The 19,974-nt window shown below is 61.7% G+C and carries 26 protein-coding genes and 1 tRNA gene; 15 read left to right on the forward strand and 12 right to left on the reverse strand.

Annotation, left to right across the window (positions count from 1 at the left end):
• Nucleotides 1-17: 17 nt before the first annotated feature.
• Nucleotides 18-497: a Fur family transcriptional regulator gene (locus tag ACR1XV_RS01555; protein ID WP_480528513.1), complete on the reverse strand. Its 480-nt coding sequence runs from the start codon at nucleotides 495-497 to the stop codon at nucleotides 18-20.
• 93 nt (nucleotides 498-590) lie between these two features.
• On the opposite strand from ACR1XV_RS01555, the gene ACR1XV_RS01560 reads away from it, so the two are divergent.
• Nucleotides 591-1,655, forward strand: a complete 1,065-nt coding sequence (locus ACR1XV_RS01560; protein ID WP_480528514.1) for a zinc ABC transporter substrate-binding protein — start codon at nucleotides 591-593, stop codon at nucleotides 1,653-1,655.
• Between the two features lie 6 nt (nucleotides 1,656-1,661).
• Here ACR1XV_RS01560 and ACR1XV_RS01565 read toward each other — a convergent pair whose 3' ends face one another.
• Nucleotides 1,662-2,003, reverse strand: a complete 342-nt coding sequence (locus tag ACR1XV_RS01565) for an ArsR/SmtB family transcription factor (RefSeq protein ID WP_480528515.1) — start codon at nucleotides 2,001-2,003, stop codon at nucleotides 1,662-1,664.
• Between the two features lie 296 nt (nucleotides 2,004-2,299).
• Between ACR1XV_RS01565 and ACR1XV_RS01570 the strand changes: the two genes are divergently transcribed.
• The 6 genes from ACR1XV_RS01570 to ACR1XV_RS01595 all read left to right on the forward strand — a co-directional run bounded on the left by ACR1XV_RS01570 (nucleotide 2,300) and on the right by ACR1XV_RS01595 (nucleotide 6,186).
• On the forward strand, nucleotides 2,300-2,932 hold the full coding sequence (locus tag ACR1XV_RS01570) for an ATP-dependent Clp protease proteolytic subunit (RefSeq protein WP_480528516.1): 633 nt from the start codon (nucleotides 2,300-2,302) through the stop codon (nucleotides 2,930-2,932).
• 135 nt (nucleotides 2,933-3,067) lie between these two features.
• Complete coding sequence (gene clpX / locus ACR1XV_RS01575) at nucleotides 3,068-4,336, forward strand: ATP-dependent Clp protease ATP-binding subunit ClpX (RefSeq protein ID WP_480528517.1); 1,269 nt, start codon at nucleotides 3,068-3,070, stop codon at nucleotides 4,334-4,336.
• A gap of 204 nt (nucleotides 4,337-4,540) precedes the next feature.
• Entirely contained in the window at nucleotides 4,541-4,903 is a 363-nt protein-coding gene (locus tag ACR1XV_RS01580) for a RidA family protein (RefSeq protein WP_480528518.1), read from the forward strand.
• A gap of 79 nt (nucleotides 4,904-4,982) precedes the next feature.
• Nucleotides 4,983-5,366 (forward strand): NADH:ubiquinone oxidoreductase subunit NDUFA12, encoded by a 384-nt coding sequence (locus ACR1XV_RS01585; protein ID WP_480528519.1) that lies wholly within the window; start codon nucleotides 4,983-4,985, stop codon nucleotides 5,364-5,366.
• A gap of 11 nt (nucleotides 5,367-5,377) precedes the next feature.
• Nucleotides 5,378-5,830 carry an outer membrane lipid asymmetry maintenance protein MlaD gene (mlaD, locus tag ACR1XV_RS01590; RefSeq protein WP_480528520.1) on the forward strand — a complete coding sequence of 151 codons (453 nt, stop codon included), beginning with the start codon at nucleotides 5,378-5,380 and terminating at the stop codon, nucleotides 5,828-5,830.
• The gene (locus ACR1XV_RS01595; RefSeq protein ID WP_480528521.1) at nucleotides 5,827-6,186 is read left to right on the forward strand and encodes a DUF2155 domain-containing protein; all 360 of its coding nucleotides are present in this window, start codon (nucleotides 5,827-5,829) and stop codon (nucleotides 6,184-6,186) included. The genes mlaD and ACR1XV_RS01595 overlap by 4 nt, the downstream gene beginning before the upstream one ends.
• Here ACR1XV_RS01595 and aat read toward each other — a convergent pair.
• The 4 genes from aat to ACR1XV_RS01615 all read right to left on the reverse strand — a co-directional run bounded on the left by aat (nucleotide 6,150) and on the right by ACR1XV_RS01615 (nucleotide 9,371).
• Nucleotides 6,150-6,782, reverse strand: coding sequence for a leucyl/phenylalanyl-tRNA--protein transferase (gene aat / locus ACR1XV_RS01600; RefSeq protein WP_480528522.1), 633 nt, complete (start codon nucleotides 6,780-6,782; stop codon nucleotides 6,150-6,152). The two genes, ACR1XV_RS01595 and aat, sit on opposite strands and share 37 nt — an antisense overlap.
• Nucleotides 6,783-6,830: 48 nt before the next feature.
• A complete protein-coding gene (accC, locus tag ACR1XV_RS01605) occupies nucleotides 6,831-8,180 on the reverse strand; it encodes an acetyl-CoA carboxylase biotin carboxylase subunit (protein WP_480528523.1) in 1,350 nt (449 codons plus the stop codon).
• 9 nt (nucleotides 8,181-8,189) lie between these two features.
• Complete coding sequence (gene accB, locus ACR1XV_RS01610; RefSeq protein ID WP_480528524.1) at nucleotides 8,190-8,684, reverse strand: acetyl-CoA carboxylase biotin carboxyl carrier protein; 495 nt, start codon at nucleotides 8,682-8,684, stop codon at nucleotides 8,190-8,192.
• Between the two features lie 150 nt (nucleotides 8,685-8,834).
• The gene (locus ACR1XV_RS01615; protein WP_480528525.1) at nucleotides 8,835-9,371 is read right to left on the reverse strand and encodes a helix-turn-helix transcriptional regulator; all 537 of its coding nucleotides are present in this window, start codon (nucleotides 9,369-9,371) and stop codon (nucleotides 8,835-8,837) included.
• Nucleotides 9,372-9,536: 165 nt separating this feature from the next.
• On the opposite strand from ACR1XV_RS01615, the gene ACR1XV_RS01620 reads away from it, so the two are divergent.
• The 5 genes from ACR1XV_RS01620 to ACR1XV_RS01640 all read left to right on the forward strand — a co-directional run bounded on the left by ACR1XV_RS01620 (nucleotide 9,537) and on the right by ACR1XV_RS01640 (nucleotide 15,446).
• Nucleotides 9,537-10,832: a short-chain fatty acyl-CoA regulator family protein gene (locus ACR1XV_RS01620; protein ID WP_480528526.1), complete on the forward strand. Its 1,296-nt coding sequence runs from the start codon at nucleotides 9,537-9,539 to the stop codon at nucleotides 10,830-10,832.
• 78 nt (nucleotides 10,833-10,910) lie between these two features.
• On the forward strand, nucleotides 10,911-11,291 hold the full coding sequence (locus ACR1XV_RS01625) for a response regulator transcription factor (RefSeq protein WP_480528527.1): 381 nt from the start codon (nucleotides 10,911-10,913) through the stop codon (nucleotides 11,289-11,291).
• Nucleotides 11,288-11,608, forward strand: coding sequence for a hypothetical protein (locus ACR1XV_RS01630; protein WP_480528529.1), 321 nt, complete (start codon nucleotides 11,288-11,290; stop codon nucleotides 11,606-11,608). Before ACR1XV_RS01625 ends, ACR1XV_RS01630 begins: the two co-directional genes overlap by 4 nt.
• On the forward strand, nucleotides 11,596-14,277 hold the full coding sequence (locus tag ACR1XV_RS01635) for an ATP-binding protein (RefSeq protein ID WP_480528530.1): 2,682 nt from the start codon (nucleotides 11,596-11,598) through the stop codon (nucleotides 14,275-14,277). Before ACR1XV_RS01630 ends, ACR1XV_RS01635 begins: the two co-directional genes overlap by 13 nt.
• 77 nt (nucleotides 14,278-14,354) lie before the next feature.
• A complete protein-coding gene (locus ACR1XV_RS01640; protein WP_480528531.1) occupies nucleotides 14,355-15,446 on the forward strand; it encodes a FliM/FliN family flagellar motor C-terminal domain-containing protein in 1,092 nt (363 codons plus the stop codon).
• A 5-nt stretch (nucleotides 15,447-15,451) separates the two neighbouring features.
• On the opposite strand, the gene ACR1XV_RS01645 is transcribed toward ACR1XV_RS01640, so the two are convergent.
• Genes ACR1XV_RS01645 through ACR1XV_RS01660 form a run of 4 tightly spaced genes read right to left on the reverse strand, consistent with a single transcriptional unit; the run spans nucleotide 15,452 to nucleotide 17,638 of the window.
• Nucleotides 15,452-15,880 (reverse strand): protein tyrosine phosphatase family protein, encoded by a 429-nt coding sequence (locus ACR1XV_RS01645; RefSeq protein WP_480528533.1) that lies wholly within the window; start codon nucleotides 15,878-15,880, stop codon nucleotides 15,452-15,454.
• A gap of 9 nt (nucleotides 15,881-15,889) precedes the next feature.
• Complete coding sequence (locus tag ACR1XV_RS01650; RefSeq protein ID WP_480528534.1) at nucleotides 15,890-16,321, reverse strand: DUF6691 family protein; 432 nt, start codon at nucleotides 16,319-16,321, stop codon at nucleotides 15,890-15,892.
• A complete protein-coding gene (locus tag ACR1XV_RS01655) occupies nucleotides 16,321-16,749 on the reverse strand; it encodes a YeeE/YedE family protein (protein WP_480528535.1) in 429 nt (142 codons plus the stop codon). The genes ACR1XV_RS01650 and ACR1XV_RS01655 overlap by 1 nt, the downstream gene beginning before the upstream one ends.
• 25 nt (nucleotides 16,750-16,774) lie before the next feature.
• Nucleotides 16,775-17,638: an MBL fold metallo-hydrolase gene (locus ACR1XV_RS01660; RefSeq protein WP_480528536.1), complete on the reverse strand. Its 864-nt coding sequence runs from the start codon at nucleotides 17,636-17,638 to the stop codon at nucleotides 16,775-16,777.
• A gap of 242 nt (nucleotides 17,639-17,880) precedes the next feature.
• Here ACR1XV_RS01660 and ACR1XV_RS01665 point away from each other — a divergent pair, with 242 nt between their 5' ends.
• Nucleotides 17,881-18,096, forward strand: coding sequence for a hypothetical protein (locus tag ACR1XV_RS01665; RefSeq protein ID WP_480528537.1), 216 nt, complete (start codon nucleotides 17,881-17,883; stop codon nucleotides 18,094-18,096).
• Between the two features lie 8 nt (nucleotides 18,097-18,104).
• Here the strand turns inward: ACR1XV_RS01665 and ACR1XV_RS01670 are convergent, their stop codons facing one another.
• On the reverse strand, nucleotides 18,105-18,323 hold the full coding sequence (locus ACR1XV_RS01670) for a hypothetical protein (protein WP_480528538.1): 219 nt from the start codon (nucleotides 18,321-18,323) through the stop codon (nucleotides 18,105-18,107).
• A gap of 165 nt (nucleotides 18,324-18,488) precedes the next feature.
• Between ACR1XV_RS01670 and ACR1XV_RS01675 the strand changes: the two genes are divergently transcribed.
• Nucleotides 18,489-18,755: a DUF2312 domain-containing protein gene (locus tag ACR1XV_RS01675; protein WP_480528539.1), complete on the forward strand. Its 267-nt coding sequence runs from the start codon at nucleotides 18,489-18,491 to the stop codon at nucleotides 18,753-18,755.
• Between the two features lie 9 nt (nucleotides 18,756-18,764).
• Here the strand turns inward: ACR1XV_RS01675 and ACR1XV_RS01680 are convergent, their stop codons facing one another.
• Nucleotides 18,765-19,640: a hypothetical protein gene (locus ACR1XV_RS01680; RefSeq protein WP_480528541.1), complete on the reverse strand. Its 876-nt coding sequence runs from the start codon at nucleotides 19,638-19,640 to the stop codon at nucleotides 18,765-18,767.
• A gap of 179 nt (nucleotides 19,641-19,819) precedes the next feature.
• On the opposite strand from ACR1XV_RS01680, the gene ACR1XV_RS01685 reads away from it, so the two are divergent.
• Nucleotides 19,820-19,895, forward strand: a tRNA-Thr gene (locus ACR1XV_RS01685).
• The last annotated feature ends 79 nt before the right edge of the window (nucleotides 19,896-19,974 follow it).

Below are 19,974 nucleotides of genomic sequence, written 5' to 3' on the forward strand. Positions count from 1 at the left end.
ATAAATCAGAGGGTTGGTCACAGCGGATTTCCGGCGCAATCGGGGCAAAGCCCTTCGGCTTCGACTACGATCCGCTCGATCTGAAAGCCCGATACATCTGCTGCGGCCCCCAGTCGGCCTTGGGTCAACTCGGTCTCGGCCTCGGCCACGGCCTTGCACATCCGGCAGATCAGAAAGGCGGGGACATGGTCATGTGTGGGATGCGCACAGGCCGCATAGGCGTTGATCTGCTCGATCCGGTGGACAAAGCCATGTTGCACCAGAAAGTCCAGCGCTCGATAGGCCACGGGCGGTTGCGAGCCCATCCCCTCGGCCGCCAGTACGGCGAGGATGTCATAAGCACCCATAGCCTGATGTTTTTCCAGCAGAATCTCAAGGACCCGGCGGCGCACGGGGGTGAACTGCAGTTTGCGCGCGGTGCATTTCGCCTGTGCCTGAGACAGCGCGGTTTGCACACAGGTTCTGTGATCATGATGCCTGAAGCCGATGGTGGTCATGGGGCGCTCCGGTGAATTTTGGCCTTGATATGTTATAACGTCCAGCATATCAAGCGCGTGAGAAATGTAATAACATATCATTGCGAGGTTCCCATGCACCGCTCTCTCCTGTGCGCGACAGCACTCTTTGCGGCCGGTCAGGCCATGGCGGACAGCCCGATTGTGGCCGCCGATATCGCGCCGGTTCACTCGCTGGTCACGCGCGTGATGGACGGGGTCGGAGAGCCCGCTTTGATCATTCCGCCCGGAGCGTCGCCGCACGATCACGCCATGCGCCCGTCCGAGGCGCGCGCGCTGCAATCGGCCGATATCGTGTTCTGGGTCAGCGAGGACCTGACGCCCTGGATGACCAAGCCGCTGGGCGCGCTGGCGCAAGGTGCACAACAAGTCGAACTGCTTGAAGCAGAGGGGCTGACCCTGCATGAGTTCCGTGATCTGTCGGAGGAACATCACGACGATCATGACGATCATGGCCACGATGACCATGGGCATGACGACCACGACGATCATGCAGATGATGGTCATGACGACCATGATGATCATGCCGCTCAGCACGATCATGCAGAGGAAAAGCATGATGACCACGGTCACGACGAACATGACGAAGACCACGCGGATGCCCATGGCCATCACCACGAAGGTGTCGACCCTCATGCCTGGCTCGACCCCGAGAACGCCCGCATCTGGGTTCAGGTGATTGCCGCGACACTGGCCGAAGCAGACCCCGACAACGCTGAAGCCTATGCCAGCAATGCCGCCGCCGCCGATGCCGAGATTGCCGCGGTGCAGGCACAGATCACCGAGCAGCTGGCCGGGGCGCAGGGGCTGGGCTTTGTCACGTTCCATGACGCCTTTCAGTATTTCGAGAAGCGCTTTGGCCTGGAAAGCTCGGGCACCGTCAGCCTGAGCGACGCGCAAAAACCAAGCCCGGCCCGGCTGGCTGCGTTGCGCGCGCGGATTGAAGCAGACGGGATTGATTGCGCCTTTGCCGAGCCCCAGTTCGACACTCGGCTTGTCGAGGCCGCGATCGAAGGCAGCGGTGCGGGTATTCAGACAATCGATCCGATCGGCATCGACCTGACCCCGGGGGCTGGCCAGTATCAGCAGATGTTGCAGGCGATGGCGGACAGCTTTAGCCGCTGCTCTGCCGGGGGCTAGAAGCGATCAGCCGGGCTTGGGGGTGCAAAACAGCTCGTAAACCACCTCGAGCATACGCAGCGGGCGATCATCTGCCAGCCGGTAGTAGATCGCCTTGCCCTCGCGCCGGGGCATGACCAGCCCTTCCAGCCTGAGCCGCGAAAGCTGCTGTGAAACGGCGGCTTGGCGCGCCGACAAAAGCTGCTCCAGCTCGGTCACCGATTTTTCGCCCGAGACAAGGTGACAGAGGATCATCAGACGCCCCTCATGGCTGATCGCCTTCAGGAAATTCGACGCCCGGGTCGCATTTTCGACCATCTGGTCCAGATCGTTGGGCGACATATCCGTGGTCAGCTGGGGCAGGGCCATGTTTTGTTTTCCTCGTATCTTTCCACCCGGACCGAGCGAAACAGGTGACCCGGTGGCGGGCTATCTTGGTACAGGTTTTGGGCCTTTTTTTCTATATGCACGGATCAAAATAGCGTGATGTTTGGAACACGAAATTGCGGGCTGGCCGTGAACGGGGGGGTACCCAGGTCACCGGTCAGGCGACAAAAGCCGATCAGGGCGCGGCCCCCCTTGCAGCCCCCCGGTGGCGGGACTAAGACTTGTGTAATACTTCTTCGGGTAAGGTCCCGATCCATAGCAAAGCAGGCAGGTCCCCCATGTTCGATCCAGTTGACACATACATGAACACGCTCGTCCCCATGGTCGTCGAACAGACCAGCCGGGGTGAGCGTGCATACGACATCTTCTCACGCCTTCTGAAAGAGCGGATCATTTTCATCAACGGCCCGATCCATGACGGGATGAGCCATCTGGTGGTGGCCCAGCTGCTGCATCTTGAGGCTGAAAACCCCAGCAAAGAGATCTCGATCTACATCAATTCTCCGGGCGGCGTGGTGACCAGCGGTTTGTCGATTTACGACACAATGCAGTATATCAAGCCGAAATGTTCCACATTGGTGATCGGTCAGGCGGCCTCGATGGGGTCGGTTCTGCTGGCCGGGGGCGAGAAGGGAATGCGGTTCTCGCTGCCCAACAGCCGCATCATGGTGCACCAGCCCAGCGGCGGCTATCAGGGTCAGGCGAGCGACATCATGATCCACGCGGCCGAGACGCAAAAGCTGAAAGATCGCCTGTATGACATTTACGTGCGTCATACGGGACAGACCAAAAAGGCGGTTGAAAAGGCGCTGGATCGTGACAATTTCATGAGCCCGGAAGAGGCCAAGGATTGGGGCCACATCGACGAAATCGTCGAAAACCGGGCCAAGATGGACGGTGATGAAGGCTGAGTTCAAACCCGCGCGCCTCCGGCGTGAGGGGTGATTTTGAGATTGTAGCTGCCAGAACGCTGGCCTAAGCTGCAGGCATGTACGGCAAACGCGGCCCCGGGCGGGGTCGCTGAGACGGAGCCCGAGGGGTAAATCATGGCGACCAATTCTGGTGGTGACGGCAAGAATACGCTCTACTGCAGCTTCTGCGGCAAAAGCCAGCATGAGGTGCGTAAGCTGATCGCGGGTCCGACCGTGTTCATCTGCGACGAGTGTGTCGAGCTTTGCATGGATATCATCCGTGAAGAGACCAAGGCCAGCGGCTTGAAATCCTCGGACGGGGTGCCGACGCCCAAGGATATCTGCGAGGTGCTGGACGATTATGTGATCGGCCAGGCCACCGCCAAGCGGGTTCTGTCGGTTGCGGTGCATAACCACTACAAGCGTCTGAATCATGCCCAGAAGGCGGGCAGCGATATCGAGTTGGCGAAGTCCAACATCCTGCTGATCGGCCCGACCGGCTGCGGTAAGACGCTGTTGGCGCAGACGCTGGCGCGGATTCTGGATGTGCCGTTTACCATGGCGGATGCAACCACGCTGACCGAGGCCGGCTACGTTGGTGAGGATGTCGAGAACATCATCCTTAAGCTGCTGCAGGCCAGCGAATACAATGTCGAACGCGCGCAGCGCGGCATCGTCTATATTGACGAGGTCGACAAGATCACACGCAAGTCCGAAAACCCCTCGATCACGCGCGACGTTTCGGGCGAGGGTGTGCAGCAGGCGCTGCTGAAGCTGATGGAAGGCACCGTGGCCAGCGTTCCGCCGCAAGGTGGGCGCAAGCATCCGCAGCAGGAATTCCTGCAGGTGGATACCACAAACATTCTGTTCATCTGCGGTGGGGCCTTTGCGGGGCTCGATAAGATCATCGCGCAGCGCGGCAAGGGCTCGGCCATGGGCTTTGGCGCTGATGTGCGCGACAATGATGAACGGGGCGTGGGTGAGATTTTCAAGGATCTCGAACCCGAAGATCTGCTGAAGTTCGGTCTGATCCCGGAATTCGTTGGTCGCCTGCCGGTTCTGGCGACGCTGGAAGATCTGGACGAAGACGCGTTGGTGACGATCCTGACGAGCCCGAAAAACGCTCTGGTCAAGCAATATCAGCGCCTGTTCGAGTTGGAAGATGCAGAGCTGGCCTTTACCGACGATGCGTTGAAGGCTATCGCCAAAAAGGCCATCGAGCGGAAGACTGGGGCTCGCGGCTTGCGGTCGATCCTCGAAGATATCCTGCTGGACACCATGTTCGAACTGCCTGGGCTTAAGAACGTCACCGAGGTCGTGGTGAATGAAGAGGCCGTGACCTCAGATACGCAGCCGTTGATCATCTACGCGGACGCGGCTCAGGAATCTGCTTCGGCAGGGTGATCCTGCGCGAACATTGCACCAGATTGCTCAGGTGTAGGGGGCTCTGCCCCCGCCGCAGCAAGCTGCGACTCCCCCGGGATATTTCTGGCCAGATGAAGTGCGGATCCCCTGCTTCATCTGGCTATAAATATCCCGGAGCGCGAGGCAGAGCCTCGCAAAAGGCGGATGTTTCCAAACAGAACGGCAGTCGGTTAGAAGAAGATCATGACGATCAGGCGTATATCTTCCGGGGGTGAATTTGAGGCCAAGGCAGGCTATTGCCGGGCGGTTGTGGCCGGCGGATGGGTGCATGTGGCCGGAACCGTTGGGCAAGGTGAGACGGTCGTTGACCAATGCCGGTCCGCGCTTGAGATCATCGGAAAGGCATTGGTCGAGGCGGGGGCGTCGTTCTCGGATGTTGTGCGTGTGACCTATATGCTGCCGGATCGTTCTGAATTTGCGTCCTGCTGGCCGCTGCTGGCCGAGGTGTTCGGAGATAACCCGCCGGCCGCGACGATGATTGAGTGTGGATTGATTGATCCAAAATACCGGATTGAAATTGAAGTGACCGCGTTTCTGCCGGATTGACGCAGACGGTGCCCGAGACACTGGACCTTGCCGTGCCTTTGGTCCATATCTGCGGGGACAGAAATGCCGGAGGCAGCCGATGGGAATCCTGAACAATCTTTTGCGGGCCGTGACCTGGTGGAACGGGGCCACCCTGAACACGCAGTTCTATACCGCGCGGAAGGGCGTCAAAGTCGGTGAAGACGATGAAGGCAATGTGTTTTATCGCAACGCTGATGACAGCAAACGCTGGGTAATCTTCAACGGTGAGGCTGAGGCGAGCCGTATTGATCCGGACTGGCATGGCTGGCTGCACCGCACGTGGGACGAGCCGCCGAGCGATAAGCCTTTGCCGCATAAGTCCTGGGAAAAACCTCATCAGGAGAACCTGACGGGAACTGCGCTGGCCTATGCGCCCGCCGGGTCTCTGCGGCGTCCTGATCCGGTTGACCGCAGCGACTACGAGGCGTGGAGCCCGGAATAGGCGAGGCCAGGATGTCTACTCACACCAAAACCGAAGTCATTGTCGGCGGCGTCGTACTGGCCTGTGCCGTTGCGTTTGGCGTCTATGCCAGTCAGTCCACCGGCCTGTCTCAGACCCGGCTCGGGTATGAATTGGGCGCGTCTTTCCGTTCGCTTGAGGGGGTTGGGGTTGGTACCGATGTGCGTCTTGCCGGCGTGAAGATCGGGACAGTGACGAGCGTCATGCTGAACTCTGACACCTATCGCGCGGACACGCAGTTTTCCGTGGCGGATGGAATTCTCATCCCGGATGACAGCGCGATCGTGATCTCATCCGAAGGCCTATTGGGCGGCAATTTTGTCGAAGTGATGCCCGGTGGCTCGCCGTTCTATTTCGAGCCGGGGGATGAGATTGAGGATACTCAAGGCGCGGTCAGCCTGATCTCATTGCTGGTGAAATTCGTCGCCGGGGATGGCGGCGAATGATACGCGCCGCTTTGATGGCGTTGCTGCTGTCGGGCAGCATCGCAGCAGCTCAGCAGAAGGTCGAATCCGGGCCGGGTGCCATGTTGCGCGGCTTGGATAAGGTCAACGGTCAGACCGTTGACGTTGAGGTTCAGAACGGGCAGACGGCGGCCGTGTTTGGGCTGGACGTGGCCCTGGGTGATTGCCGCTATCCGGCTGCGAACCCGACGGGTGACGCGTTTGCCTATTTGACGATCTGGGAGCAGGGCAAGGCGCAGCAGTTGTTTGATGGCTGGATGATCGCGACCTCGCCCGCGCTGAACGCGCTGGATCATGCGCGCTACGACGTCTGGGTGATCCGCTGTATGACGCCCTGAGGGCTCTGCCGCACATCAGCGGTGAAATCGGCGCTGACCTCAAGGGCTTGTTGCAATTCTCGATGATAAGCAGCGCGTGGGATTTCGATGGCCCCTAGCGAGGCCAGATGGGCCGTCAGGAACTGCGTGTCGAACAGGGCAAAACCCGTCTGCCGCAATCGGTCCACCAGATATGCCAGCGCGATCTTTGACGCGTCGGTTCGGCGTGAGAACATGCTTTCGCCGAAGAATGCCCCACCCAGGACCACGCCGTAGACCCCGCCGACCACCGTCTCATCGTCCCAGACCTCAAGCGAATGGGCGCGGCCGGTCTGGTGCAGCTCTTGGTACAGGCGGCGCAGTTCGGGGTTGATCCAGGTGTCGGCGCGGTCGGCGCAACCGTCTACGACGCCTGCAAAATCGCGGTTGATGCTGATGGTGAACCCGCAGCTGCGGATGCGGCGGGCAAGGCTGCGCGAGATGTGGAAACCGTCCAGCGGGAACACGCCCCGGAACTTGGGGTCGACCCAAAACAGCTCGGGGTCGTCACGATGTTCGGCCATCGGGAAGATGCCGATCGAATAGCCATGCAGCAAAAGTTCGGTGGACAGGCTCATACGGGATGCTGTGGGACCGGAAGGCCGCAACCGTCCGGTCCCGTGTTGTTATTGAGCCATATTCTCCGCAAGCCAGTGCTCCAGCCAGTGGATGTTATAGTCGCCGCTGTGCAGATCGGGCTCCTGCAGTAGCGCGTCGAACAGGGGCACGGTGGTGTCGATGCCGTCGACGATCAACTCACCCAGAGCACGCTGCAGGCGCGCCAGAGCTTCGGCCCGGTCGCGGCCCTGCACGATCAGCTTGGCGATCAGCGAGTCGTAGTAGGGCGGGATCGAATAGCCGTCATAAAGCGCCGAATCCATCCGCACACCCAGACCACCGGGCGCGTGATACGCGGTGATCTTGCCGGGACAGGGCGAGAAGTTTGGCAGTTTCTCAGCGTTGATCCGAACCTCGATAGCGTGGCCGTTGATCTCAAGATCATCCTGGCCAAAGGACATCTCTTCGCCAGCGGCGACGCGGATTTGTTCGCGCACCAGATCGACGCCGAAGATGCCCTCGGTGACGGGGTGTTCGACCTGCAGACGAGTGTTCATCTCGATGAAATAGAACTCGCCGTTCTCGTAAAGGAACTCGATGGTGCCCGCGCCGATATAGTTGATCTTGGCCACCGCGTCGGCGCAGATCTTGCCGATCTTGGCGCGTTCTTCGGGGCTGATGGCGGGGCCGGGGGCCTCTTCGAACACCTTCTGGTGGCGGCGCTGCAACGAGCAGTCACGTTCTCCCAGATGGACCGCCTTGCCCTTGCCGTCGCCAAAGACCTGAATCTCGATATGGCGCGGTGTGGTCAGGTATTTCTCGATATAGACCTCGTCATTGCCGAAGGCGGCCTTGCCCTCGGCGCGGGCGGTCATGAAGGCGCTTTCCATCTCGGCGGCGCTGTTGGCCACTTTCATCCCGCGCCCGCCGCCGCCGGCGGTGGCCTTGATGATGACCGGATAGCCGAATTCTTCACCGATACGCTTGGCATCAGCCAGCGTGGGAACGCCGCCGTCAGAGCCGGGCACGCAGGGAACGCCAAGCGCTTTCATGGTGTCCTTGGCGGTGATCTTGTCGCCCATGACGCGGATATGTTCAGCGGTGGGGCCGATGAAGGTGATGCCGTGGTCCTCGACGATCTGCACAAACTCGGCATTCTCGGACAAAAAGCCATAACCGGGGTGGATCGCCTGCGCGCCGGTGATCTCGCAGGCCGAGATGATCGCGGGCACCGACAGATAGCTTTGCGGGCTGGGCGGAGGGCCGATGCAGACCGATTCGTCGGCCATGCGTACATGCATCGCGTCGCTATCGGCGGTGGAATGCACGGCGACGGTCGCAATCCCCATCTCGCGCGCGGCGCGGATGACGCGCAGGGCGATCTCGCCCCGGTTGGCAATCAGGATCTTGTCGAACATGGGCCCGCCCTACTCGATGATGACCAGAGGGGTGCCGAATTCCACAGCATCGCCATCACCGACCAGAACGCGTTTGATCGTGCCCGATTTGGGGGCGTTGATCTGGTTCATGGTCTTCATCGCCTCGACGATCAGCAGCGTGTCGCCTTCGGAAACGGACGCGCCGACGCTGATAAAGGCGGGGGCGCCGGGTTCGGGCTGCATATACACCGTGCCGACCATGGGCGAGGTCACGGCGCCGGGATGGCTGGCCGGGTCGTCGGCCGCGGCGGGGGCTTCGACCGCGGGAGCCGCCGCAGGGGCAGGCGCTGCGGGCGCGGCGGCCGGCACGGCCACCTGAACCGGAGCGGCGACGGTCTGCGACATGCGGCTGACGCGGACATTCAGGCTGTCTTCTTCGCCATATTCACGCTTGACCTGCAATTCGGTCAGATCATTCTCGCGCAGCAGTTCGGCCAGTGCCTTGATGAACGCCACATCCGCTTCGTGTTTGGTATCTGTCATGAGTGTCCTCGAAGGTTCCCCTATGGCCCGTCTGTTCCTGCGGGCTTGGTCTGATTACGCAGGGTTATAAGCCATGCTGTCGGCCATGAAAAGCGCCGTTTGAGCCTGTAAATCCGGGGACTTTGCGCCGTATTTCCGGCACGAGGGGCCTCATAGCGGCATACCCGACAATTTGGCCACCAGTTCGGGCAGCTTTCGGGCCCCGAATTTTTCCAGAAGCCGGGCGCGGTAGGCCTCGATCGTGCGATAGCTGAGGCCCAGTTCGGCCCCGATTTCCTTTGCGGACAGGCCTCGGCAGGACAGGATGGCCACTTCGCGTTCGCGGGTGGTTAGCTCGACCAGGGGACGTTCTTCCGAGATATCCGAAAAGCTCCAGATCCCATGGCGGAAGGGGTCATCCGGCGTCAGTGACCGCCCGCGCGCGCGGCACCAGAACAGGTCGCCGTCGCGGCGGCGCATGACCCTTTCATCCGTGTAATATCCGGTATCGCGCATCACCTGCAGGCTGCGCGCGCCGATGCGTTCCCAGTCGGCGACCGAGGGGTAGAGATGCAGCAGCGGCATATTGCGATAGTCGGCCTCGGCCCCGCCGAAGGTCCGCGCGAACTGCAGATTACAGCGGCGGATGATCCGGTTTTCCAGTTCGACAAGGCCGACGGGGGCGTATTCGAAGGCGGGATCGCTCATATACCTATGGTGACGCGTATTGCGCGGAAAGAGAAGGGGAGGCGGCGATTTCACCCGTCGGGATTTGTGAAGGTTGTAAACTTTGTTTGAAAACAAATCGGCAACTGATAAAAATCACCGGGTAATTCTGAAAAATCACGCGAAACACCCAAAGGTTTAATGACGATGCGAGACACTCTGACCGGCAGCCGGATACGTGAAAGGCGGCAGATTTCGGGGTTGCGTCAGGCCGAACTGGCGCGGCAGGTGGGGATTTCGGCCTCGTATCTGAACCTGATCGAACACAATCGCCGCCGCATCGGGGGCAAGTTGCTGGTCGATATCGCGGGGGCCCTGTCGGTTGAACCCTCGCTGCTGACGCAAGGCATCGAAGAGACGTTGATTTCTGCCCTGCGAGAGGCGGCTGCGGATGCGGTCGGCCAAAAGGCCGAGCAGGACGCGCTTGAAGAGTTCGCCGGACGCTTCCCCGGCTGGTCGGGGGTCCTGGCGCAGATGCACCGCCGGGTGATCTCGCTGGAACGGACGGTCGAGACCCTGTCGGACCGGCTGACCCACGACCCGCATCTGGCGGCGTCGATGCATGAGGTGCTGTCGACCGCTGCGGCGATCCGCTCGACTGCCGCCATTCTTGCTGAACCCGGCGAGATCGAGGCCGAGTGGCGGGATCGCTTTCACAACAACCTGCATCAGGATGCGGAACGGCTGGCCGAAAGTTCAAAGGCGCTGGTGAGCTATCTGGATGACAGCGAGGGGCAGGGCGATTTGCGCGGCGCCCCTCTGGATGCAGTCGAGGCGTTTTTCGCCGAGCAGGGGTTCCATTTCCCTCAGATAGAGGCCGGAGGGGGCGGTCCTGACGTGGCTCTGGATCAACTTGAATCGACAGCTGCCAAAACCGTGGCTGCCGACGTCCTTGACGCCTATGCGGCAGATGCCCGGGCCATGCCGCTGGAGCAGGTCTTGGAGGCACTGGACCCGGCCAACCCTGACCCGCTGGCGCTTGCTGCGGCGTTTTCGGTTGATCTGGCGACCGTGTTGCGACGGCTGGCCTTCCTGCCCGAAGGGGCCCTGGCGCGGCCTGCGGGGCTGGTGATCTGCGATGCCTCGGGCAGTGTGCTGTTCTGCAAGCCGACCCCGGGCTTCGCCCTGCCGCGCCATGGCGAGGCTTGCCCGCTCTGGCCGTTGTTCTCGGCGTTGAACCGCCCTTTGGTGCCGATCCGCAAACGCGTGGTTCAGTTGGGCCGGACGGCGGCAGAGTTCGAGTGTTTTGCGATCGCGTGGCCTCAGCCCGCTGCAGGGTTCGGGGACGAACCCGTGTATCGGTCCGTCATGCTGGTTCTGCCGGTCGAAAACTCGGCGCAGCCTGCCGGGACCTCGGCGCAGGTTGGGGCCAGTTGCCGGGTTTGCCCGAAACGGGACTGTCCCGCGCGGCGTGAGCCGTCGATCCTGAGCGAAGGGTTTTGACAGTTTCCTGACACAGCGCTTAATCTGTGCAGGACAGGTGGCCGGACGTGCGACCGGTCATGGGGAGGAATTGCAAATATGAGCCGCAAGGTTCTGCTGATCGAGGATGAGCCCAACATCACCGAGGCGATCCGGTTTCTGCTGACGCGCGAGGGGTGGCAGGTGGAAACCCACGCCGATGGCACGGATGCGGTGCAGGTTGTTCTGGCAGCCCGACCTGATCTGGTCATTCTTGATGTGATGCTGCCGGGCAAAAGTGGGATGGATATTTTGCGTGACCTGCGCGAACACCATGAGATGCAGGGCCTGCCGGTCCTGATGCTGACCGCGCGCGGGCAATCCCGCGACCGCGAAATGGCTGAACAGGCCGGGGTCAGCCGCTTCATGACCAAACCGTTTTCGAATGCCGAGGTTCTGACGGCGGTGCGTGACCTGCACGCGCAGGCCTCGCGGTCATGAGCGCCGGGGACGAGGGCCGGGACACGACCCTGCCGGTCCGGCCGTCGCTGTTTCTGGAGCGTCAAAGCTATCGCCGGCGCAGGCTGGCCGATGCGGCGCGGCTGCTGCCGTTTCTGGGTGCGGCGATGCTGGCGCTGCCCTTGCTCTGGCCTGACCGCAGCGCCGGGGCCGAGGCGCTGCCGCTATCGTCGGCCATATTCTACATCTTCGCCTGCTGGGGTGTTCTGATCCTGATCAGCCTGATCTTTGGCTTCGCCGCACGCCGCATGGTGGCGCGCGAGAATGCCGAGCCCGAGGCCGAGCCATGGCAACGCTGAACATCCTGATTCTGGTCTGTCTGGGCTATGTTGTGCTGTTGTTCGGCGTGGCCTTCGCGGCGGATCGGCTGGCGGCGGCGGGGGGCGGGAAATGGCTGCGCTCTCCTTTGGTCTATACGCTGTCGCTGTCGATCTATTGCACAGCCTGGACATTCTACGGTGCCGTCGGCAGCGCGGCGCGGTCGGGGCTGGAATTCGTCACCATCTATCTGGGCCCGACCTTGGTGATGATCAGCTGGTGGTGGGGCCTGCGCAAGCTGGTGCGGATCGGGCGCAGCCAGCGGGTGACCTCGATCGCGGACCTGATCTCGTCCCGTTATGGCAAGTCTAACACGTTGGCGGTCTGCGTGACCATTTTGGCGGTTCTGGGCGGCACGCCTTATATCGCGCTGCAGTTGCAGTCGATCACGCTGTCCTTTTCGATCTTTGCCGAGGCGGACCCGACGGGCCTATATCGTGAGGGGTCCAGCGTCTTCTGGGTGGCCGCCGGACTGGCGGTCTTTGCGATCCTGTTCGGCACACGAAATCTGGATGCGAACGAACGTCACCATGGCGTCGTGACCGCGATTGCGCTGGAATCGGTGGTCAAACTGTTCGCCTTGCTTGCGGTCGGCATCTTCGTGGTCTGGGGCATCGCAGGCGGGTTGGGGCCGATGATGGACCGGATTGACAGCTCGGAAATCGGTCGGTGGCATGTGGATGCGGGGCGTTGGACGACGCTCATATTCCTGTCGGCGGCGGCCTTTGTCTGCCTGCCGCGGATGTTTCAGGTCATGGTGGTCGAGAATGACGACGAAAGCCACCTGCGCACCGCCGCCTGGGCTTTTCCGCTGTATCTGCTGCTGATGAGCCTGTTTGTGGTGCCGATTGCCGTTGTCGGGCTGGACCTGCTGCCCGAAGGGTCGAACCCCGACCTGTTCGTGCTGACGGTGCCGCTGTCGCAAGGCAACGAAGGGTTGGCGATGCTGTCGTTCATCGGCGGCTTTTCGTCGGCCACGTCGATGGTGATTGTCACCGCCATGGCGCTGTCGACGATGGTGTCGAACCACGTGGTCATGCCGATCTGGCTCAGCACTCATGAACGCCGCGGCTCGGTTTCGGGGGATGTGCGGACCATCGTGCTGATGGCGCGGCGGGTGTCGATCGCGGTGATCATGGCGCTGGGCTATTTCTACTACCGCCTGTCGGGGGGCGGGGCGGCGCTGGCCTCGATCGGGTTGGTGGCCTTTGCCGGGATTTCGCAGATATTGCCTGCGCTGGTGGGCGGGCTGTTCTGGCGTGGCGCGACGCGAACGGGGGCGCTGGTCGGCCTCAGCGTCGGCTTTTTCCTGTGGATTTACACCATGCTGTTGCCCGGGATGGGCGGTGGTGTCATCCCCGCCTCGGTGATCGAAAACGGTCCCTTTGGCTGGGGCTGGCTGCGTCCGCAGGCGCTTTTCGGGGTCGAGGGGATCGACCCGATGGTGCACACGGTCATGTGGTCGCTGTCGCTGAATACCATCGCCTTCTGCGTCGCCTCTATGCTGAGTTTTCCCAGCCCGCTGGAGCGTTTGCAGGGCGCGCAGTTCGTCAATGTGTTCGATCATTCCACAGCCCTGCGCGGCTGGACTGGGTCAGTGGCGCAGAGCGAAGACCTGATGATCATGACGCAGCGCATTCTGGGCACCGCTCCGGCGCAGGAATTCTTTCAGGCCGAGGTCGAGCGCCAGAAGGGCCGCCCCGGGCGCCTGCCCGAGCCCACGCCCGGGTTTCTCGAGCGGCTGGAACGGGAACTGAGCGGCTCGGTCGGGGCCGCAACGGCCCATGCGATGATCGGGCAGATTGTGGGTGGAGCGTCTGTCTCGGTCGAGGATCTGCTGGCGGTGGCGGACGAATCCGCGCAGTTGTTGGAATACTCCGGCCAGCTTGAGGCGAAATCTGCCGAACTGAGCCGCACCGCGCGCCAGTTGCGGGATGTCAACGCAAGGCTGACGCAGGTTTCGATGCAGAAGGATGCGTTCCTGAGTCAGGTCAGCCATGAATTGCGCACGCCTATGACCTCGATCCGCGCTTTCTCCGAGATCATGCGCGATACCGAGGGGCTGAGCGGGACGGAACAAACCCGCTATGCCGCGATCATCCATGATGAAGCGCTGCGCCTGACGCGGTTGCTGGACGATCTGCTGGATCTCAGCGTGTTGGAAAGCGGTCAGGTTAGCCTGAATATGGGGGACGGGACGCTGCGGATGGTGCTGGATCGCGCCGTGTCCAGCGCGCTGGCAGGCGGGGACCGTGCGCTGAGCGTAAAGCGCGTCCGAGCGACCGAGCGCATTCAGTTGCACACCGATCTGGACCGTCTGGGGCAGGTGTTCATCAACCTGATCTCGAATGCGCAGAAATATTGCGATGCGGCCGAGCCGGTCCTGACGATCTCGGCCCATGATGTGGGCGAGCAGGTGGTGATCGACTTCATCGACAATGGCAGCGGCATCCCGCCCGAGGCGCAATCGGTGGTGTTCGAGAAATTCGCCCGGGTGGGGTCGGACAAGGCCGGAGGGGCCGGTCTGGGGCTGGCGATCTGCCGCGAGATCATGCAGCGCCTTGGCGGCGAGATCGCCTATTTGCCGGGGCAGGGCGGGGCTGGGTTCCGAGTCAGCCTGCCGCTGGCCTATCGGCAGGCCGCGCAATGATACGGGCATAAAGACATTCGTAACGGTCGCCGGGCTACACCAAGGGTCGAAACATCGGCAAATGGTGGATTCGGACGATGACAGTTCAGGCCAACGCAGCATTGGCGCGCAAGCTTTCGGCAGGGCGGGAGGGAGTGCCCGAGCCGCCCCGCTCGATTCTGCGGGCCCTGCGGCTGGGGCTGGCGCGCGCGGCGGGTGAGGGGGCGGGGCTGACCTTATCCGTGATCGGGGCCAAGCAGGCCCGGCGGACGCAACCGGAACTGGCCGACCGGGTGCGGGATGGATGGCTGTTGTTGCTTTTTGTGTCGGAGCAGGCGGGTGCTGCGGCGATCTGTCTGGATTCGGGATGCGTCTCGGCCATCGTGCAGCAGCAGACGATCGGAATGGTGTCTGCCGACCCGCCGCCCGAGCGCGCCTTTACCGGCACGGATGCCGCGATGGCCGCGCCCTTGCTTGAGGATATGCTGGGCCGTGCGCGCGGGCTGGTCGAAGGTCCGGCGGATGTGGCCTGCCTTTCGGGATATGAATATGCCTCGCGGGCTGACGACGTGCGGACGTTGATGCTGGCGATGGTTGAGGACAGCTATCGGGTCATTGACCTGACGGTGGAACTGGCGGGGGGCGCGCGGCAGGCAGAGATGTGCATTCTGCTGCCCGATCCGCCTCTGGCAGAGCCTGATCAGGCCGGGCCGGAAACCAGTTCGGGCCGAAATCTGGATCAGGCCTCGGGCGTGATGCGGGCCGAGTTGACGGCCGTGCTTGGCCGCATGTCCCTGCCGTTGACGAACCTGTCCGATCTGGCGGTCGGGGATGTCCTGCCGTTGAGCGGATCAAAGCTGGATAAGGTTGAAGTGGTCAGCATCGACCGGGCGCGGATGGCCATCGGGCGACTGGGTCAATGCTGTGGAATGCGTGCGGTTCGGGTCAACGAACATCAACCCGCGACCGCGCTGACCTATGCCGAGCCACAACCGTTTTTGGCCAGCCCCTCGGGACCGTCTCACGTGCCTGATGAACCACCTTTGCATGCCGTGGGCGAGGTCATGGAGGACCCGAACCTGCCCGATCCTGTCATGGGGGCTGGGGATCTGCTGCCGATTGACTCGGTGCAGATGGTTTCCGAGATTTCGCAGCTTGCGGGGCTGCCGGAAACGGATGAGGAGGTCTGAGTGCCTTACCCCTGTTTGCGCATCTGATCCAAGGCGGGGCGCAGATTGTCCAGCGTGTAGCCTGCCTTGCTGGTCGCATCCAGGATGTCATCGGTGCTGAGCCGGTCGCATTGCCCCAGCGCCCACACCACCGAACACCGCGTCCCCGAGGCGCAATAGGCGAGCACGGGCCCGCTGCAGCTCTCGGCCATATCGCGCTGAAGGGCGACATTTTCGGGTGTCATGGTCTGGTGGGTCAGTTCCAGAACCTCATACTCCAGCCCGGCGTCGCGGACGGCCTGACCGATCGCGTCGGACTGCTGGTCCGGGGGCACCTCGGTATTGGGGCGGTTGCAGATCACCTTGACAAAACCGGCCTCGACGATGGCTGGTATGTCCTCGACAGTGATTTGCGGCGAGACGGCGTAGCGGGGGGTAATTGGTCGAATCTCCATGACAATTGCTTAGGCCGGGTTGGCCATCCTGTCCAGTTGTGCGCCCAGCTTGGGGGCAGCAAACATGCCTGCAATCATCGCAATCAGGAACACAATCCCGCCAGCACCCCCATAGCCGAGCGAGGCCATCGCGGGTCCGGGGCATAGCCCCGCCAGCCCCCAGCCGATCCCGAACAGGACCGAACCGACGATCAGCCGCCGGTCAAGCTCGACCCGGGGTGGTGCGGGGAAGTGTCCGCCAGTCGCCGGCGCGCCGTGACGGGTCAGGCGCCAGGCGATCAGCATGGGCAGGATCGCTCCGCCCATGACAAAGGCCAGTGTTGGGTCCCAGTTGCCGAAAACGTCCAGCCAGCCCTGCACCTTTGTGGTGTCGGTCATGCCCGAAATCAAAAGCCCGGTGCCGAACAGCGAACCGGCAAGGAATGCGAAGAAACCGCGCATCAGATCACCCCCAGAGCATGGCGAAACAGTGCAACGGTCAGCCCGCCCGCCAGAATGTAGAACATCGTGGCCACGATGCCGCGCAGCGAGAATCGCGAGATGCCGCAGACCCCATGCCCCGACGTGCAGCCATTGGCGATGCGTGTGCCGACGCCAACCAAAAGCCCGGCCAGGATCACGATGGCCAGATCGCCGGTCAGGTGGGTTTCCGCCTGCGGTGCGATCAAGGGGCGCAGCAGAAACGGCATCCCGATCAGCCCGGCCATAAAGGCCAGACGCTCGGTCAGGATGCTGCGGTCGCTGCGTTCCAGCAGCCCGCCGAGAATTCCGCTGGCCCCCATGATGCGTCCATTGCACAGCAGGTAAACGGCGGCGGCCAGGCCGATCAGAAGCCCTCCGGCCAAGCCCCAAAACCACTCGATCATCATAGCGCGGTCCTCTCTTATCCGTGCGTCACAGCTTGTTGACGGGAAGCTTCATGAACACATCGCCCTGTTCGTCTGCAGGCGGCATCTGCCCGGCCCGCATGTTGACCTGCAGCGACGGCAGGATCAGGCGTGGCATCGAAAGCGTGGCATCGCGGGCATCGCGCATTTCGACAAATTCCTCGATGCTGCGGCCCTGACCGATATGGATGTTCAGGGCCTTTTGCTCTCCGACCGTGGTTTCCCAGGCATATTCATCCCGGCCGGGGGCTTTGTAGTCATGGCCGACAAAGATGCGCGTCTCATCCGGCAGAGACAGGATCTTGTGGATCGAGGCATAAAGGTCCGCCGACGACCCGCCCGGAAAGTCGCAGCGCGCGGTGCCGAAATCCGGCATGAACAGCGTATCGCCCACGAATGCGGCATCGCCTATGACATATGTCATGCAGGCCGGAGTGTGGCCGGGCGTGTGCAGAACATCGCCCCGCATCTGCCCGATGTGAAAGCTGGATCCCTCGGAAAACAGCGCGTCGAACTGGCTGCCGTCGCGCTGGAACTCGGTCCCTTCGTTGAAGACCTTGCCGAACGTGTCCTGCACCACCACAATATTCTCGCCAATCCCGATCTTTCCCCCCAGCTTTTCCTGCAGATAGGGCGCAGCGGACAGGTGATCGGCGTGCACATGGCTTTCCAGGATCCATTCGACCTTGAGCCCCTGCGCCATGACATAATCCACGATCTGATCCGCAGAGGCCGTATCCGTGCGCCCTGATGCATGATCAAAGTCCAGCACGCTGTCGATGATGGCGCAGGTCTGGCCTTCGGGCTCTTGCACGACGTAGGATACGGTAAAGGTCTGAGGGTCGAAAAAGGCTTTCACAAGGGGTGTCATGGGGTCCTCCGCGCCCGGTGATTTCATATAGTGATAGCGGAATGTGACGCAAGTTCCAAATCACGAGTTGATGTCCGTCAAGGCAATTCGTCCGTTTTTCGTATAAGTCTTGTGCGACCCGCGACGCATGGTCGGCTTTTTCCCAGCATAGGCAAGAAACCGCGAGGCGTTAACCGGGTCTCGTGCTGGTCTTAATGTTGTTACTAAAATCGGTCAGACTGGTCATATGTGGGAGGATGCAAATGACGGCTCAGGATCTTTATATCGAAGCGGAGCAGCTTGAACAGAAACTGGACGGTGCAGGTCTGGAAACCCGGTTGGCATTGCAGCCCAGCGTCAGCAAGGTGCTGGATCAAATGCGGGCGCAGGGCGTTCAGATTCCGTCGCGGTTGCGGCGGCTGGATGCAGCGCTGTGCGAAGATGCGCTTGAAGCGCGGTTTGACAACATGCCGATCTGACTGGTGGGTTATCCAAAGGATATTCCGAGGATGACCAGCATCAACCCCAGAACCGACAGGAACAGCGAGGCGAGGTTCCAGGGCAGGACGCCCTGAACAGCGGCGCGCAACTCGTCATCCGACAGGCCGGATTTCCGCGCCTTCATCACGCGCAGGATACACCAGACAAGACCGATTAACCCGGCCAGAGACAGGGCCGCCCCGCCCCAGACGATGATGTCGAACATGGTTTCCTACGCCCATCCCAAGAATTGCCACCGCGCTTAACGGATCGGCGCACATCAGACAAGCCCGCTGGTCCGAATGTGCGCTTGCGGTCGGGCGGACGGCACTGTATCCGGCACGGGGCCGGTGATCCGGTGCCTCATTTTCAGCCCTTGGGAGAGATGCAGATGGAAGACATCACCGAAGACCAGGCCGCGGCCAACTACCGTGTGACCGCAGGCGAGTTGCGCCAGTTTGTCGAACGGCTCGAGCGTCTTGAAGCTGAAAAGAAGGACATCGCTGACCAGCAGAAAGAGGTCATGGCCGAGGCGAAAGCCCGCGGCTACGATACCAAGGTGATGCGTAAGGTCATCGCGTTGCGCAAGCGCGACAAGGATGACATCGCCGAAGAAGAGGCGGTTCTGGAGATGTACAAAGAAGCGCTGGGCATGTAACCCGACCGGTCAGGGTTTCAGAAAGCGGATATCCGGCATGGTCTGCAGCCGGGCCAGATCCTGCTCATAAAGCTCGGTGAATGCGGCGACCACATCGTCGTTCCATCCGGGCAGGTCGACTTCTTCCTCGATAGCATCCGGCAGCGCGTGCTGGTGAAAGATCGCGGCCAGCCCGTCCCTGAAGGATGCATCGCTGCGTGACAGGTCCTGCCGGGTCAGGCTGTCGAGTTCCTGCTTCCCTTCCTCTGATACCAGTGACGACAACAGTGCAAATTCGCCGTCAAGCGGCACGTCGGCGGGCAGCCCCGCAAGGGCGCATGCGATGTCGCCGCAGAGCAGCGGGATTTCTTCGTTGCTCCAAAGCGTTATGTTCACGTCGGGGGCAAGGTCGCGGATGTCCTCGATCATCGCCAGCCAGCTCAGGCAGCTCAGATCGGTCGATCCGAGGATGTGCTGACGTTCCGGTGCGGACAGGGACATCAGAACCTTGGGAATGAAACTGCCCGGATTGCGCAGTCCCACGAACAATTCAACCGTTGCCTCGCCGAACACCTGATCGAGATAGGCCATCCGACGCCCGGCTTGCGGATAAAACTGCCCGTCCATGATGACCGCCGCCTGTTCCCCGATATATTCGGCGCTGGACAGGATCGCCCGGCTGAGCACGCGCCGCGGTGGCATCAGGCTCTGGAATTTGGCCCGCGTATCCTCGGCGGCGGGTCGGTCATTCACCGATCCCAGAGCAGGCCGGAATATGTTCTTATACGCCCGAAACCCCCAATAGGCCGCGCCATTCTGCCGAAGCGCTTTTGCGTTGGTTTGCAGCAGCTTCTCCAGCCGACCTTCGTCCGTGAAAAGCGCGCCGGCGTGGATGGCCACCTGCATGTCAATTCCGTCCTTCCATCCGGTGTCTTGCCCGTTGGGTTACAGGCTGCGCCCGGCGCAGTCAAATCGACCCGCGCGCAATTACCCGGACCCGGGCCCCATGCAAAACATCCGGCGTTAAGATCGAACTAAAATTCGGGCTTGCAGTCGCCGGTACGAGACATTAATCGGAACCCAGTGCCCCTATAGCTCAGCTGGTAGAGCAACTGATTTGTAATCAGTAGGTCCGCGGTTCGAGTCCGTGTGGGGGCACCACAGAGTCAGAAAAACTGATATCCAAGATACCCTGGGCGCCCTTGGCGCCTGCATTCTAAACCGTACATATCTCTATCCC

This window comes from Ruegeria sp. AD2(2025), assembly GCF_056542385.1.